Origin of the sequence: Streptomyces sp. NPDC001714 (assembly GCF_042892755.1) — a bacterium.
GTDB lineage: Bacteria > Actinomycetota > Actinomycetes > Streptomycetales > Streptomycetaceae > Streptomyces.
In genome coordinates, this window is the sequence record NZ_JBIAUL010000010.1 from 63,867 (window position 1) to 79,263 (window position 15,397).

General features: G+C 71.4%; 14 protein-coding genes and 1 tRNA gene. 8 read left to right on the plus strand and 7 right to left on the minus strand.

Features of this window, described 5'->3' with window-relative positions; translation table 11 throughout:
• Positions 1–75: 75 nt before the first annotated feature.
• Entirely contained in the window at positions 76–2,097 is a 2,022-nt protein-coding gene (locus tag ACFY0P_RS25620) for a beta-galactosidase (protein ID WP_388917402.1), read from the minus strand.
• Positions 2,098–2,334: 237 nt separating this feature from the next.
• On the opposite strand from ACFY0P_RS25620, the gene ACFY0P_RS25625 reads away from it, so the two are divergent.
• The 6 genes from ACFY0P_RS25625 (at position 2,335) to ACFY0P_RS25650 (ending at position 7,616) form a co-directional block, all read left to right on the plus strand.
• Positions 2,335–3,654, plus strand: a complete 1,320-nt coding sequence (locus ACFY0P_RS25625; RefSeq protein WP_388917405.1) for an ABC transporter substrate-binding protein — start codon at positions 2,335–2,337, stop codon at positions 3,652–3,654.
• The gene (locus ACFY0P_RS25630) at positions 3,651–4,628 is read left to right on the plus strand and encodes a carbohydrate ABC transporter permease (RefSeq protein ID WP_388917408.1); all 978 of its coding nucleotides are present in this window, start codon (positions 3,651–3,653) and stop codon (positions 4,626–4,628) included. The genes ACFY0P_RS25625 and ACFY0P_RS25630 overlap by 4 nt, the downstream gene beginning before the upstream one ends.
• A complete protein-coding gene (locus ACFY0P_RS25635; RefSeq protein ID WP_388917411.1) occupies positions 4,625–5,530 on the plus strand; it encodes a carbohydrate ABC transporter permease in 906 nt (301 codons plus the stop codon). Before ACFY0P_RS25630 ends, ACFY0P_RS25635 begins: the two co-directional genes overlap by 4 nt.
• Complete coding sequence (locus tag ACFY0P_RS25640) at positions 5,527–6,561, plus strand: LacI family DNA-binding transcriptional regulator (protein ID WP_388917414.1); 1,035 nt, start codon at positions 5,527–5,529, stop codon at positions 6,559–6,561. Before ACFY0P_RS25635 ends, ACFY0P_RS25640 begins: the two co-directional genes overlap by 4 nt.
• Positions 6,562–6,793: 232 nt before the next feature.
• The gene (locus ACFY0P_RS25645) at positions 6,794–7,144 is read left to right on the plus strand and encodes a VOC family protein (protein ID WP_388917417.1); all 351 of its coding nucleotides are present in this window, start codon (positions 6,794–6,796) and stop codon (positions 7,142–7,144) included.
• 73 nt (positions 7,145–7,217) lie between these two features.
• The gene (locus tag ACFY0P_RS25650) at positions 7,218–7,616 is read left to right on the plus strand and encodes a MarR family winged helix-turn-helix transcriptional regulator (RefSeq protein WP_388917420.1); all 399 of its coding nucleotides are present in this window, start codon (positions 7,218–7,220) and stop codon (positions 7,614–7,616) included.
• Positions 7,617–7,637: 21 nt separating this feature from the next.
• Here ACFY0P_RS25650 and ACFY0P_RS25655 read toward each other — a convergent pair.
• The 4 genes from ACFY0P_RS25655 to ACFY0P_RS25670 all read right to left on the minus strand — a co-directional run bounded on the left by ACFY0P_RS25655 (position 7,638) and on the right by ACFY0P_RS25670 (position 10,309).
• Positions 7,638–7,723: transfer RNA gene (locus ACFY0P_RS25655), tRNA-Arg, on the minus strand.
• A 68-nt stretch (positions 7,724–7,791) separates the two neighbouring features.
• A complete protein-coding gene (gene pqqB / locus ACFY0P_RS25660) occupies positions 7,792–8,682 on the minus strand; it encodes a pyrroloquinoline quinone biosynthesis protein PqqB (protein WP_388917423.1) in 891 nt (296 codons plus the stop codon).
• A 62-nt stretch (positions 8,683–8,744) separates the two neighbouring features.
• Positions 8,745–9,857 carry a hypothetical protein gene (locus tag ACFY0P_RS25665; protein ID WP_388917426.1) on the minus strand — a complete coding sequence of 371 codons (1,113 nt, stop codon included), beginning with the start codon at positions 9,855–9,857 and terminating at the stop codon, positions 8,745–8,747.
• A 50-nt stretch (positions 9,858–9,907) separates the two neighbouring features.
• Entirely contained in the window at positions 9,908–10,309 is a 402-nt protein-coding gene (locus tag ACFY0P_RS25670) for an SseB family protein (protein ID WP_388917429.1), read from the minus strand.
• 390 nt (positions 10,310–10,699) lie between these two features.
• Here ACFY0P_RS25670 and ACFY0P_RS25675 point away from each other — a divergent pair, with 390 nt between their 5' ends.
• Positions 10,700–12,115 (plus strand): family 2B encapsulin nanocompartment shell protein, encoded by a 1,416-nt coding sequence (locus ACFY0P_RS25675; protein ID WP_388917432.1) that lies wholly within the window; start codon positions 10,700–10,702, stop codon positions 12,113–12,115.
• Here ACFY0P_RS25675 and ACFY0P_RS25680 read toward each other — a convergent pair.
• Positions 12,112–12,657, minus strand: coding sequence for a cysteine hydrolase family protein (locus ACFY0P_RS25680; protein ID WP_388917435.1), 546 nt, complete (start codon positions 12,655–12,657; stop codon positions 12,112–12,114). The genes ACFY0P_RS25675 and ACFY0P_RS25680 overlap by 4 nt on opposite strands.
• The gene (locus ACFY0P_RS25685; RefSeq protein ID WP_388917437.1) at positions 12,654–14,129 is read right to left on the minus strand and encodes a purine-cytosine permease family protein; all 1,476 of its coding nucleotides are present in this window, start codon (positions 14,127–14,129) and stop codon (positions 12,654–12,656) included. The genes ACFY0P_RS25680 and ACFY0P_RS25685 overlap by 4 nt, the downstream gene beginning before the upstream one ends.
• A 249-nt stretch (positions 14,130–14,378) precedes the next feature.
• Here ACFY0P_RS25685 and ACFY0P_RS25690 point away from each other — a divergent pair, with 249 nt between their 5' ends.
• Positions 14,379–15,338, plus strand: a complete 960-nt coding sequence (locus ACFY0P_RS25690; RefSeq protein WP_388917439.1) for an adenylyl-sulfate kinase — start codon at positions 14,379–14,381, stop codon at positions 15,336–15,338.
• The last annotated feature ends 59 nt before the right edge of the window (positions 15,339–15,397 follow it).

Genomic DNA, 15,397 nt, shown 5'->3' on the forward strand with positions numbered 1-15,397 from the left:
TCTCGTGGCACTCGCGGACGGAGGGGAGTCTCGGCGGGTCCGGGCCGGCGGCTCCGCCCGGCCCGGCGGACGGGCTCAGCCGTCGAGTCGTACGACCCGGACGGTGCCCCCGGGGACCGCGAGGCGGCCTGCGGCGCGTTCGCCCGTCAGCAGTTCGGTGCCGTGTGCCTCCAGCGGCACCTTGGCGTCGGTGGCGGTGTGGTTGATCGCGAAGAGGAAGCTCCCGGACTCGCCGGTGCGGCGGACCACCTCGACGTCGCGGGGCAGTTCGGCACGGGGCGCGATCCGGGCGTCCTCGGCGGCCCGGCCGAGGAGGGCGTCGAGGCCGTGCGCGTCCAGGCGCGTCGAGACGTACCAGGCGGTGCCCTCCCCCAGCTGGTGCCGGGTGACCGCCGGGCGGCCGGCGGTGAGGCCGTCGGCGTAGCTCCAGACGGTCTCGGCGCCGCCCGGGACGACGAACTCGGTCCACACGTCGCCGGTCAGCTCGGAGCCGTCGGGGCCGGTCAGCCGCACCCGCTGGTCCTTCAGGAGCGGGGAGAACTCCTCGACGGTGAGGCCGAGGGTCTCGCGCAGGGTGCCCGGGTAGGCGCCCTCGTGCACCGCGTCGTGTTCGTCGACGATCCCGGAGAAGTACGAGACGACGAGGGTGCCGCCGTTCTCGACGTACTCCCGGAGGTTGTTCCCGGCGGCCTCCGTCATCAGGTAGAGGGCCGGCACGACGACAAGGGGATAGGCCGACAAGTCGCTTTCCGGGTGGGCGAAGTCGACCGTGAGGTGGCGGTCGTAGAGGGCCTCGTAGAAGGCGTCGGCCCGCTCGCGCGGATCGTGGTCCTCACTGGGGCGCCACTGGAGGTTCTGCGCCCACCAGGACTGCCAGTCCCACAGGACGGCCACGTCGGCCCGGGTGCGGGTGCCCCTGATCTGGCTCAACGAGTCGAGGGAGGCGCCGAGTTCGACGACCTCGCGCCACACCCTGGTCTCGGTGCCGCCGTGCGGGAGCATCGCCGAGTGGAACTTCTCGGCGCCGCGCCGGGACTGCCGCCACTGGAAGAACAGCGCGCCGTCGGAGCCGCGGGCCACGTGCGCGAGGGAGTTGCGGGCCATCTGGCCGGGGGCCTTGGCGGGGTTGCGGGGCTGCCAGTTGACGCCCGACGTGGAGTGTTCGAGGAGCAGCCAGGGGGCGCCGGCGGCGACCGAGCGGGTGAGGTCGGCGGCCATGGCGAGGTTGACGTGGGTCCGGCGGCCGTCGGTGATCAGGTAGTGGTCGTTGGTGACCAGGTCGACCTCGCGGCCCCAGGCCCAGTAGTCCATGGAGTCGCACTGGCTCAGGGCGGTCATGAAGTTGGTGGTCACCGGGACGCCGGGCGAGAGGCGGTGCAGGATGTCCCGCTCCATGCGGAAGTTCTCGCGGATGGTGGCGTCGGCGAACCGCTTGTAGTCGAGGGTCTGGCCCGGGTTGCCGACGGTCGGGGTGATCCGCGGCGGGTTGATCTGCGCCAGGTCCGTGTAGTGCTGGCCCCAGAAGGCCGTGCCCCAGGCCGCGTTGACCGCGTCGACGGTGCCGTACGCGCCGGTGAGCCAGCGGCGGAAGTGGGCGGCGCAGGAGTCGCAGTAGCAGGCCGAGACCGGGACGCCGTACTCGTTGTGGACGTGCCACAGCGCGAGGGCCGGGTGGTGGCCGTAGCGCTCGCCGAGGCGGGCCGTGATGTTCGCCGCGGCCGCGCGGTAGTCGGCGTTGGAGTGGCAGATGGCGCCGCGCGAGCCGAACTCGTAGCGCACGCCCTCCGCGGTCACCGGCAGCGCCTCGGGGTGCGCGCGGTAGAACCAGGCGGGCGGCGCCACGGTCGGGGTGCCGAGGTCGACGCGGATGCCGTTCTCGTGGAGCAGGTCGAGGACCCGGTCGAGCCAGCCGAAGTCGTACTCCCCCGGCGCCGGCTCCAGCAGGGCCCAGGAGAAGATCCCGACGCTCACCATCGTGACCCCGGCCTCGCGCATCAGCCGGACGTCCTCGTCCCAGACGCTTTCCGGCCACTGCTCGGGGTTGTAGTCCCCACCGAAGGCGAGCCTGGTCAGGCCCCTGGGGGTGGTGTCCGGCATGGATCTCTCCCGTTTAATTGATCATTTGGGAACGTTCACACACAACGATCGTGGCGTGAGCCCAACATAACCGCACAGCAACAACCATTGACAAGTGTCCGGGATGTTTCTCTACTGTGAACGCTCACAGAGCAGGACGCGGACTCGCGACGGGCGATGATCCGGGTCTGAGAACGCTCACACATCTGCATGGCAGGTTCCCGCGACGTGCGGGGGCCCAGGTCAGGGGAGAGATCCATGCCGCACACGAAGCGCCGCCGCCTCGTGACAACCGCCGTCGCCATCTCGCTCGGCGCCACCGCCCTCGCCGCCTGCGGCTCGTCCGACGACGACAGCAAGGCCGACTCCGGACCGGTCTCGCTCACGTACTGGGCCTGGGCGCCCGGTATGGACAAGGTCGTGGACCTGTGGAACAAGGGCGAGGGCAAGAAGGAGCAGATCACCGTCACGGTGAAGAAGCAGGCGTCCGGCGACACGCTGGTCACCAAGATCCTCACCGCGCACAAGGCGAAGAACGGCCCCGACCTGGTGCAGGCCGAGTACCAGGCGCTGCCGACACTGGTCAGCAACGACGCGGTCGCCGACATATCGAAGAGCGTCGGCGACGCCAAGAGCAAGTTCGCCGACGGGGTGTGGCAGCAGGTCACCCTGGGCACGGACGCGGTGTACGCGGTGCCGCAGGACATCGGCCCGATGATGTTCTACTACCGCGCGGACCTCTTCAAGAAGTACGGCCTCAAGGTGCCGACCACCTGGGACGAGTTCGCCCAGGACGCCCGTCAGCTGAAGAAGAAGGCACCCGGCCTCGACCTGACCACGTTCTCCGCCAACGACTCCGGGCTGTTCGCGGGCCTCGCCCAGCAGGCCGGTGCCAAGTGGTGGACCACCTCCGGTGACAAGTGGAAGGTCGCCATCGACGACGCGGCCACCCAGAAGGTCGCCTCGTTCTGGGGCGGCCTGGTCAAGGAGGGCGTCATCGACAACCAGCCGATGTACACCCCGGCCTGGAACAAGGCGCTGGACACCGGCAAGCAGATCGCCTGGGTCTCCGCCGTGTGGGCGCCGGGCACGCTGACCACGGCCGCGCCCGACACCAAGGGCAAGTGGGCGATGGCCCCGCTCCCCCAGTGGTCCAAGTCCGAGAATGTCACGGGCAGTTGGGGCGGTTCCTCGACCGCCGTCACCACCGACTCCAAGCACCGGGCGGCCGCCGCCAAGTTCGCGGCCTGGCTGAACACCGACGGCGAGGCGCTCAACGCGCTGGCCAAGGAGAGCGGCATCTACCCGGCCGCCACGAACGCGCAGACCAGCGGCGCCTTCGCCGCCTCGCCCGACTACTTCTCGAACCAGTCGGACTTCTACACCAAGGCCGCCGAGATCGCGAAGACCACGGCGCCCTCCGCCTGGGGCCCGAACGTGAACGTCGCCTACTCGTCGTTCAACGACGCGTTCGGCGCCGCCGCGAAGAACAAGTCGGACTTCACCGCCGCCCTGCAGAAGATGCAGGACGACACCGTCGCCGACATGAAGAAGCAGGGCTTCGAGGTCTCTCAGTGACCAGCCCCACCGTCCGGAGGTCGTACGGGGTCAAGGGGGCCCCGTACGCCCACCCGTCTCCCACCACCACCCTCAAACGAGCGCGGAGCGCCCCCTACTTTTTCCTTCTCCCCGCCGCGCTCCTCTTCGCGCTGTTCTTCGCGCTGCCCATCGGGTACGCGGTCTGGCTCAGCTTCCGCAAGGTGCACGTCTCGGGGCTCGGCCTGGGCGCCGGCGCCCGCACCGAGGTCTGGGCCGGCCTGGAGAACTACAAGGACGCCCTCACCGACAACGAGTTCTACGACGGTGCGCTGCGCGTCCTCGGCTACGGCTGCATCGTCGTCCCGGTGATGCTGGGCCTCGCCCTCCTGTTCGCCCTGATGCTCGACTCCGAGCGGGTCCGCCTCGCCCCGTTCACCCGGCTCGCGATCTTCCTGCCGTACGCCATCCCCGGCGTGGTGGCCGCGCTGCTGTGGGGCTTCCTGTACCTGCCGGACGTCAGCCCCTTCTACTACGTGCTCGAGAAGCTGCACCTGCCGCAGCCCGACCTGCTGGACGGCGGGCCGCTGTACCTGGCCCTGTCCAACATCGCGGTGTGGGGCGGCACCGGCTTCAACATGATCGTCATCTACACCTCGCTCAGGTCCATCCCGGCCGAGGTGTACGAGGCGGCGAAGCTGGACGGCGCCACCCCGCGGCAGATCGCCCTGCGGATCAAGATCCCGATGGTGGCGCCCTCGCTGGTGCTGACCTTCTTCTTCTCGATCATCGCGACGCTCCAGGTCTTCAACGAGCCGATGACCATCAAGCCGTTCACCAACTCCGTCAACCTGAGCTGGAGCCCGCTGATGAAGGTGTACCAGGACGCCTTCCGCCGGGGTGACATCTACTCGGCGGCCGCCGAGGCGACCCTGATCGCCATCGCCACGCTGGTGCTGTCGTTCGGGTTCCTGCGGGCCGCGAACCGCCGCAACAAGCAGGAGGCAGCACCATGAGTTCTCTTGCCGTCCGCAAGGCCGCCCCGGCGGCCGGTACGACGCCCGGAACCGCGCAGGGACCGCCGCTGCGCCGCCGGATCGCCCTGATCCCGACGGCCACCCTGCTCCTCGGCGCGATCTACACGCTGCTGCCGGTGGCCTGGGTGGTGATCGCGTCCACCAAGTCCGGCAGCGAACTGTTCTCCACGTTCACCTTCCTGCCCGGCTCCGGCTTCGCCGACAACCTGAAGGACCTCGACGCCTACCGTGACGGCATCTACTGGAAGTGGATGGGCAACTCCGCCCTGTACGCCGGTCTCGGTGCCGTGGTCTCGACGGGCGTGTCGGCGTTCAGCGGCTACGCCCTGGCGACCTACCGCTTCAAGGGCCGCGAGACGATCTTCAACGTGCTGCTCGCCGGCGTGCTGATGCCCCCGGTCATCCTCGCCATCCCGCAGTACCTGCTCCTGGCCAAGGCCAACCTCACGGACTCCTACCTGTCCGTGCTGCTCCCGCAGATCCTCTCCCCGTACGGCGTCTACCTCTCCCGCATCTACGCGGCCGCCGCCGTGCCCTCCGACGTGGTGGAGGCCGGGCGGATGGACGGGGCGAGCGAGTGGCGGATCTTCACCCGGATCGCGCTGCCGATGATGATCCCCGGCATGGTGACGGTGTTCCTGTTCCAGTTCGTGGCCGTCTGGAACAACTTCCTGCTGCCGTACATCATGCTCAGCGACGACGAGAGGTTCCCGCTCACGGTCGGTCTGTACACGCTCCTGGAACAGGGCGCCAGCACCCCGGCCCTGTACACCCTGGTGATCACCGGCGCGTTCCTGGCCGTCCTGCCGCTGATCGCGCTCTTCCTGGTCATTCAGCGCTTCTGGAGCCTTGACCTGCTGTCCGGGGCCGTAAAGTCATGACCATGAGCAGTAGTGCGGGGGGCCGGCGCAAACCGCCGACGATCCATGACGTGGCGCGCGAGGCCGGTGTCTCACGGGGCACCGTCTCGCGGGTGCTCAACGGCGGGCACTACGTCAGCCCCGCCGCCGCGGAGGCGGTCAACGACGCCATCCGCAGGACGGGGTACGTCGTGAACCGGCACGCCCGTTCGCTGATCACCGGGCGTTCGGACTCGGTCGGCTTCCTGCTGACCGAACCCCAGGAGCGGTTCTTCGAGGACCCCAACTTCAATGTCCTGCTGAGCGGTTGCACGCAGGCGCTGGCGAGCCACGACATCCCGGTGCTGCTGATGCTGGCGGGCACGAAGGACGAACGGCGGCGGATCACCCGGTACATCACCGCGGGGCACGTCGACGGGGTGCTGCTGGTGTCGAGTCACTCCGGTGACCCGGTCGCGGAGGAGCTGCGCGAGGCGGGCGTGCCGCTGGTGGCCTGCGGCAAGCCGATCGGGCTCGGCTCGAAGGTCAGTTACGTGGCCGCCGACGACCGGGACGGCGCCCGCGACATGGTCCGGCACCTGCTGGACGTGGGGCGCCGCCGGATCGGCATGATCACCGGGCCGCTGGACACCCCGGGCGGTGTGGAGCGGCTGGCCGGGTACAAGGAGGTCCTCACCGAGGCGGGCATCGCAGTCGACGAGGCGCTCGTCGTGCCCGGGGACTACAGCAAGGCGAGCGGCGAGGCGGGGGCCGAGCGGCTGCTCGCGCAGGCCCCGGACCTGGACGCCGTGTTCGTGGCCTCCGACCTGATGGCGCAGGGTGTGCTGGCGGTGCTGCAGCGGGCCGGGAAGCGGGTGCCGGATGACATCGCTGTCGGCGGTTTCGACGACTCCCCTGCGGCCACCGCGGTGACCCCGCAGCTCACCACCATCCGCCAGCCCTGGGACCGGATCAGCACCGAGATGGTCCGGGTGCTGCTCGCCCAGATAGGGGGCGAGGACCCGGCGGCGGTGATCCTGCCGACGGAGCTGGTGCGACGCGAATCAACGTGAGCGGCGGGCGCGGTCCGGGGGTGTCGGGGCGCATTGTCGGGCGGGTGCGGCCGTGTGGGGGCTGGCCGCGCAGTTCCTCCCCCAGCCTTCGGCCGGGGGTGCCCCAGCGCCCCGCTGGGGCGCGCTTCAGCAAGCGGTCAGGATCGGAGAAGCCGCGGTGGGCTCCCCGGCCCTAGCGTGGGATCACCGGCCGGAAAGTGCCGGTTCCCTTATCGCGAGGAGTGAGAGCGCCATGAGCGAAGGCGTGCAGACGATCATCTACCCGGTCAAGGACGCGGCGCGGGCCAAGGCGCTGTTCAGCGCACTGCTGGGCGTCGAGCCGTATGCCGACGAGCCGTACTACATCGGGTTCAAGGCCGCCGGGCAGGACGTCGGCCTCGACCCGAACGGGCACGCCCAGGGGCTGACCGGGCCGACGCCGTTCTGGCACGTCACCGATCTGCGGGAGCGGCTGGCGGCGCTGCTGGCGGCGGGCGCGGAGCTGGTCCAGGACGCGCGGGACGTCGGCAACGGGCGGCTGGTCGCCTCGGTGAAGGACGCGGACGGCAACATGGTGGGGCTGCTCCAGGACCCGGCGGCCTGAGGGCCGGACGACTGCTTGCACCCGCACTAGTTGCGCACTCAACAATTGGCCTGATCGGTGTTACGGTGCGGGTATGGCAGTGAAGACGGCCGAGGCCCGGCTCGAGGAACAGTGGCGGGACATCCTGTCGGTGCACGCGCGCACCATGTGCGAGATCGACCGGGTGCTGCATCCGCACGGGCTGGGCGCGAGCGACTTCGAGGTGCTCGACCTGCTCGCCACCGAGACCCCGGCCGAGGGTGACCACTGCCGGGTGCAGAACCTGGTGGGCCGGGTCCACCTGAGCCAGAGCGCGCTCTCCCGGCTGATCGGGCGGCTGGAGAAGGACGGCCTCGTGGAACGGTCGGTCTGCGTCGAGGACCGGCGGGGCGTATGGGTGGCGCTCACCGCGAAGGGCCGCGCCCTGCACGCCGAGGTACGGCCGCTGCAGCGGGCGGTGCTGGAGCGGATGCTCGAAAGCGCGGACGACTAGAGCGGCACAAGGGCGAGCCGCCGCGGGCTACCGGACTCGAACCGGCTCAGACCTCGCGGTCACCATCTCGGAGACGGAAGCGGCTTTCCCAGCACGCCTTTGCCCGCGACGGCCGGTCACAGCCTACCCGCGGCCCGCACGCATGACAGGGCGAATTCCGTTGGCCGTCGCGGCACTACAGCGCGAACTCGATCCCGTCGGGGAGGACCTCGACGCCCTCCGCGGCCACCTGGGCGCGGGCCCTGGAGGCCGGGTCGACCAGGGGGTTGGTGTTGTTGAGGTGCGTGTAGATCCGGCGGGTGTGAGGGTGGTGGGCCAGGGCGGCGAGGCTGCCGCGTGCGCCGGAGACCGGGAGATGGCCCATCGCCGCCTGCCGGGGGCCGGAGCGGACGGTGCTGCCCATCTCGCCCGCGGTGAAGAAGGTGCCGTCCAGCAGGACGCAGTCGGCCTCCGCGCACAGCTCGTCCAGGACGGGGCTCCAGGAGCCGACGCAGGGGGCGTAGAGCAGCACTCCCCCGGTGGCCAGGTCCTCGACGCGGTACGCCGTGACCCAGCGCCCGTCAGCCTCGGCGAGCGCGGCCGGAACGTACGACGGGACCTTGGCGCCGACCGGGTGGGCGGTGACGACCAGGCCGCCGGCCAGCACGAACCCGCCGTCGGCCAGGCTGTCGGCCCACTCCCAGGGGGCGTAGCGGTCGAGGGCGCCCCGCGCGGGAGTCAGCACCGTCAGCACCGGCGGGGCCGCGTACACCTTGAGGTCCGGGGCGCCGCGCAGCACGGTCAGGCCGGTGACGTGGTCGGCCTCGGCGTCGGTGAGCAGTACGCCGCGGACGGGGGTGTCCCGGGGGCCCGGTCCCGGCCACAGCGCGGCCGTGGCGGTGAGCTGGGCGCGGATGTCAGGGGAGGCGTTGAGCAGCCACCAGTCCCGGCCGTTGCCGGTCAGGGCGACGCACTCCTGGGTCCGGGAGGGCAGTTTGCCGTCCCGGGCAGCGGCGCACAGCGCGCAGGCGCAGTTCCACTGCGGGAATCCGCCGCCGGCGGCGGTGCCCAGCAGGACGACCCTCACGACGATCCGCCCCTCTCGGTCTCCCCGGCCCCTGCTGGGATCTTCCCTCAGGATGCGCCGCGCTACCCGCGGACGGGGGGAACTTCCGGCCGTCCTTCGGGCGGCTGCCGGTCCACCGGGCGGAGCGGCGGGATCGGTTCCGACACGAAGTCGCGGCCGCCGGTCCACAGCGCGGGTACGGCGTCGCAGCGGCGGCACAGCTCGTAGGCGACCTCTTCGTAGTTGACCCGCCAGCCGTGGAAGTGCGGCCAGGCCTCCGCGGTGCCGCGTTCGGCCCGGAAACCGGTCTTCTCCAGCATGGTCACGGCCTCCTCGAACTCCGCGTAGGTCAGGTCGATGGGGGCGTCGGGGGCCGGGTCGGTGTCGAAGGTCGCCCGCACGGAGGCGGCGATGTCGCGCAGCGCGGTGAACCCGGCGCGCAGCACCAGCCGGGCCTCCGGCGGGGCGGAGCGGGGGGCGAGCGCGAGCTGCATGGCCGCCGCGTCCATGACGGCGATCAGGCCGACCAGCCAGCTGCGGTAGGGGCGGGGCGAGCGGAACGCCAGCAGGACCGGGTAGGTGGCGTGGCTCTCCCCCATGTCGGCGGCCAGCCGCTCCCAGGAGCGGTACAGCTCGGGCAGCGCGGTCTCGGTGTCGACCAGCCACTGCCGGGCGAGGATCTCCGGTCCCCAGGCGGGTTCGCCGGCCCGGGACTGCAGGAGGGTGACCTCCAGTTCGCGGCGGTTGTAGGCGGCGTACAGCGTGGGCAGGTAGGCGATCTGCAGCGCGATGACGACCGGGCCCGTGGCGGCGGCGACGAAGTCGAGCGCGGACAGCCGCAGCCGGGCGCCGCCGGCGAACCCGAGGGTGAACAGGCTGGAGCCCGCCTCCCGGAACGCGGTGCCCCAGGACAGCGGGGAGAAGGCGTACAGCAGCAGGCCGAAGCCGAGGAACGCCCCGCCGAGCCAGGCGGCGAGCATGCCGACCAGCATGAGCGGGGCGAGCCAGGTCTGTGCGCGGTCGATGGCCCGGTAGCCGCCCCGGTGCGCGGTGAAGCAGAGCACGCGGCGCAGGCCCCACCACAGCCGGTACACCAGTACGGAGTACAGGCCCCGGGGGACCACGAGCGTGCGCAGGATGCTGCGCAGGACCAGGATCAGTACCAGTCCCCCGGCCACCCCGGAGATCCATTCCATGGCGCCATTCTGGCCCGCACGGCGGCCTCCTGGTGACCGGAGTGCCTTGTTCAGCCCGCCGGCCGGGCCAGCAGGGTGCGTACGCCCTCCGAGGTGAGCGTCAGGGCGTGCGCGGAGCTGCCGTCTATGGCGAGCGAGAGGTTGTCCTCGGGCCACTGCGAGGCGAGCGCGCCGAGCGGCACCACGCGATAGCGCGAGACCGTCGGCAGCAGGCCGGTCAGCTCCCCTTCCGAGGTGAACACGGGGACGACGGGGTCGCCGTCGGGGCGTTCCAGGACGGGGAGGGCGATCATCGCGGGGTCGGCCGCCTCCGCGGCGTCGTCCGGGACCGGGACCAGCACGTCGCTGTGTGCGAGCGTGTCCAGGGCGGTGCTGTCCTCGGCGTTCACGGCCAGCGTGTCGAGCGCCCGCTGGGCCGGCGTCGGGAAGTCGTCGTGTGCGGGTGTCTCCATGGCAGATCCCCAGGTAGCGGTGGTGGTACAGGCCGCACGTCCGGCAGGGCACCGGGCGGCCACGGCACGCGTACCCGGTCGGGGCCTGGGCATGCACCGCGGACCACCAGGGCTTTCGCCGCGCCCCGGAACGGCGCGCCCGGGATCCGCGATCGCAAGGGCTCACGGCCGGGAACCGAGTGGCTCGCGACCGGAAACCGGGGGCCGGGGGTGGCCGGGCGGAGTGAGGGGTGGTGCGGGGGGTGGTGCGAGGGCAGTTCCCGGTGGCACGTGCCTCGCGCTCCGTCCCCCCGGCACCACTCGGGGCACGGGCGCGGGGGTAGGGGTAGCCGCGGAAGGTGACGGTCCGGATGCGATCCGTCACCACTGCGACACGAGAGAAGGACAGCGATGTCGGTCGAGACCGGTACGACGCCCGCGGCGGACGCCGAGGAGCGGGAGCAGCAGAGCCTCGGTACCGCCGCGGCACGGAACCTGACCACGACGACCAAGTCCGCCCCCCAGATGCAGGAGATCAGCTCACGGTGGCTGACGCGGGCGCTGCCGTGGGTGGACGTGCCCGGCGGTACCTACCGCGTCAACCGCAGACTGTCGTACCGGGTCGGCGACGGCCGGGTGACCTTCGTGCAGACCGGCGCGCAGGTCACGGTGATCCCCGCCGAACTGGGCGAACTGCCGTTGCTGCGCGGCTTCGAGGACGGCACCGCGCTGCGGGCCCTGGCGGCGCGGTTCGAGCAGCGGGAGTACGCGCCGGGGCAGGTGATCGCGGCGGCCGGCCGGCCTGCCGACCATGTGTACCTGGTCGCGCACGGCAAGGTGGAGCAGATCGGGGAGGGACCCTACGGCGACGAGGCGGTCGTCGGGCTCCTCGCGGACGGTGACACCTTCGGCGGCCACGTGCTCGCCGGACTCGACGGCGCCTGGGAGTTCACGGCCCGCGCGGCGACGGCCACCACCGTGCTGGCGTTGCCGCACACGGCGTACCGGGAGGTGGCGGACCGGCACGCCGAGCTGCGGGCGCACGTGGAACTGGCCGGGCTGGACGGGCACCGGGAGACGAACACCTTCGGCGAGGCGGAGATCGCGCTCAGCGCGGGTCATGTCGGCGAGCCGGACATCCCGCACACCTTCGTGGACTACGAGCCCGCGCCACGCGAGTACGAACTGAGCGTCGCCCAGACCGTGTTGCGTGTCCACACCCGGGTGGCCGACCTCTACAGCCGGCCGATGGACCAGACCGAGCAGCAACTGAGGCTCACCGTGCAGGTGTTGCGGGAGCGTCAGGAGTACGAGCTGGTCAACAACCGGGACTTCGGCCTGCTGCACAACGCCGACCACGGCCAGCGGATCTCCACCCATTCGGGCCCGCCCACCCCCGACGACCTCGACGAACTCCTCGCCATGCGGCGCGACACCACGCACCTGTTCGCCCACCCCCGGGCGATCGCCGCGTTCGGCCGGGAGTGCAACAAGCGCGGCCTGTACTTCGGCGGCGTCGAGATCGGCGGCCACCACCTGCCGGCCTGGCGGGGCGTCCCGCTGCTGCCCTGCGGCAAGATCCCGGTCACCGGGGCCCGTACCTCCGCCGTCATCGCGCTGCGGGCCGGCGAGCAGAACCAGGGCGTGATCGGCCTCCTCCAGACGGGCCTGCCGGACGAGACGGAGCCGGGCCTGACCGTCCGTTTCATGGGCATCAACGAACAGGCGGTCGCCTCCTACCTGGTCACCACCTACTACTCGGCCGCCGTCCTGGTCCCGGACGCGCTCGGCATCCTGGAGAACGTGGAGGTGTCCCGCCGGGACTAGGCAAGCAGTTCGGCGGTGGTCGTCACCCGGATCAGCGGGCGGTACAGGTCGAGGAGGTGCAGCGCCTTCGCGTGGGAGTCGTCGTCCGCGCCCGCGCAGGCGTCCGCGACGACCAGGACCTCGATCCCGGCGTCGGCCGCCGGCAGGGCGGTGGACAGGACGCAGCAGTCGGTGCTGACGCCGGCCAGGACCAGGCGGCCGTGCGGGGCGGCCAGGGCTGCGAGTTCGGGCGTCCACTTGCCGAACGTCGGTGCGTCCAGGACGACTTCGGCCTGTTGCTCGAACTCGTCCGTCAGGCGCCAGAGTTCGGCGTCCGGAGGCTGCACGGCGAACGGCCACCGGTCGTAGTAGGCCTGCCAGGCTCCGGTGGGGTGGGCGGGGGCGACGAAGCGGGTGAAGACCGTGCGGTTGCCGAACGCCGGGAGCAGGCGTCGTACGCCCGCCGCCGCCTCGGCGTAGCGCGGGGCGGCCCAGGGGCCGGCGGGGTCGGCGAAGACGTGCTGCATGTCGATGACGGCCAGGAGGCCGGGAGGGGTGGTCATACGGTCGTCGCCGGGGTGCTCGCGGGCAGGCTCTCCTGGTCCCGGACCCGGGCGCGGCCGAGGGCCAGGGTGCCGAGGAAGCCGAGCGCCAGGGCGGCAAGGACGCCCAGGTTGGCGTACGCCCAGGCACCGGACCTGCCGCCGAGGCCGAGCGGGCCCAGCAGGTAGCCCTGCCAGGTCAGCCAGCTCGCGGCGGTGTTGGTGACCAGGCCCCAGCCGAGGGCGGTGGCGGCCAGGGTGAGGAGCAGCGGCAGGAGCGGTATGTCGCCGTAGCGGCCGGCGGGGCGGTAGAGGTCGGTCTCGTCGTAGTCGCGGCGGCGCAGCGCCAGGTCGGCGAGCATGATCCCGCACCAGGCGGCGATCGGCACGCCGAGGGTGGTGAGGAAGCCCATGAACTGACCGAGGAAGTCGTCGGCGAAGAAGACGATGTAGACCGAGCCGGCGATCATCAGGACGCCGTCGACCAGGGCGGCGAGGTAGCGGGGCACGGGCAGACCCGCGGAGAGGAGGGCCAGCCCGGAGGAGTAGATGTCCAGGACCGCGCCGCCGACCAGGCCGAGCACGGCGACGACGGCGAAGGGGACCAGGAACCAGGTGGGGAGGATGGTGGTCAGCGCGCCGATGGGGTCGGCGGCGATCGCCTTGTTCAGGGTCTCGGAGGAGCCCGCGAGCAGCAGGCCGAAGACCAGCAGGAGGAGCGGCGCGACGGAGCCGCCGAAGGCGGTCCAGCCGATCACGCCCCGGCTGGAGGATCCGCGCGGGAGGTAACGGGAGTAGTCGGCGGCCGCGTTGACCCAGCCGAGGCCGAAGCCGGTCATCATGAACACCAGGGCGCCGATGAACTCCTGGGCCGAGCCGGACGGGATCGCGCTCACCGTCGCCCAGTGGATGTGGTCGGCGACGAGGACGACGTAGACGACGGTGAGGACGCCCGTCACCACCGTGATCACGGTCTGCAACCGCATGATCAGGTCGAAGCCCATCACACCGCCGAGGACGGTCAGCGCGCAGACCACGATCAGCGCGACCACCTCGGTCCCGTTGCCGCCGCCCCAGCCGAGCCGGGTGAAGACGGTCGCGGTGGCCATGGTGGCGAGGGCGATCAGGACGGTCTCCCAGCCGACGGTGAGCACCCAGGAGACGACCGACGGCAGCCGGTTGCCCCGGACGCCGTACGCGGCCCGGCTGAGCACCATGGTCGGTGCCGAGCCCCGCTTGCCCGCGACGGCGACGAAGCCGCAGAGCAGGAAGGAGGCGACGACGCCGAGGACGCCGGCGGTCAGCGCCTGCCAGAAGGAGATGCCGAAGCCGAGCGCGAAGGCGCCGTAGCTCATGCCGAGGACGGAGACGTTCGCGCCGAACCAGGGCCAGAACAGGGTGCGCGGGGTGCCCTTGCGGTCGGCGTCGCCGATCACGTCGAGCCCGTGCGTCTCGACCTGGAGCTGTCTGCCGGGTTCCCGTGTGTCCGCCATCGTCGGCCCATCTGTCCAGGTGTGTTGGCTGGAGGCTAGGTCGGCCCGGTGACAGGGGTCAAGGACGAATGATCGGACCCGACCGGGGCGGCGGGGCCGGCAACGGTGCCGTCGCCCACTCCGCCGGACCTGCGGCTACGTCAACCGCGCGGGCATGCGACCCGGTTGGACCACCCCGATTTGACACTGCCCACGCCCCCCTCCAATCTGTGGTCATGAAATCCATTTTCAACAGGAGGGGAGTCAGCGATGCGTGTGGCTTTCGTCGGCAAGGGCGGCAGCGGCAAGACGACGCTGTCGGCCCTCTTCACCCGTCACCTGGCACGGTCCGGCGCGCCGGTCGTGGCGATCGACGGTGACATCAACCAGCACCTGGCCCACGCCCTCGGCCTCGACGAGGACGAACCCTTCGCGGCGCCGCCGCTGAGCGCACGGACCGGTGAGATCAAGGACTACCTGCGCGGCACCAACCCCCGCATCACGTCCCGGGATGCCATGGTCAAGACGACACCGCCGGGGCACGGCTCACGGCTGCTGCGGCTGCTGGGCGACGACGAGGTGCACTCCCGGCACGTCCAGGAGATCGGCGGGGTACCGCTGATGGTCACCGGGGCGTTCGCCGAGGGCGACCTCGGAGTGGCCTGCTACCACTCCAAGCTCGGCGCGGTGGAGCTCTACCTCAACCATCTGGTGGACGGCCCCGGCGAGTACGTGGTCGTCGACATGACGGCGGGCGCCGACGCCTTCGCCTCCGGTCTGTTCACCCGTTTCGACATGACCTTCCTGGTGGTCGAACCGACCGTCAAGAGCCTGTCCGTGTACCGCCAGTACCGGGACCACGCCGCCGAGTTCGGGATCCCGGTCGCCGTGGTCGGCAACAAGGTCACCGGTGCGGACGACCTCGCCTTCCTGCGCGAGCGGGTGGGCGGCGACCTGCTGGCCCACTGCGAGCTGTCGCCGTACGTCCGCGCCCAGGAACAGGGGCGCGGCAGCGGTGCGCTGGAACCGCACAACTCCCGGACCCTGGACCGGCTGCGGGCCGCCGTGGACGCGCGGGGCAAGGACTGGGAGTCCTTCCAGCGGCACGCCGTGGAATTCCATCTGCGCAATGCCGCCGCCTGGGCCGACGCGGCGACGGGCCGGGATCTGGCCGCACAGGTCGATCCGGATTTCCGGCACGGGCCGGCCGCGCTGCCCGCCTTCGCCTGAGACCTCGATTCCCCTTTTGGCGAGGCCTTCTGCACACGTCCCTTGACGCGCATTTCTGT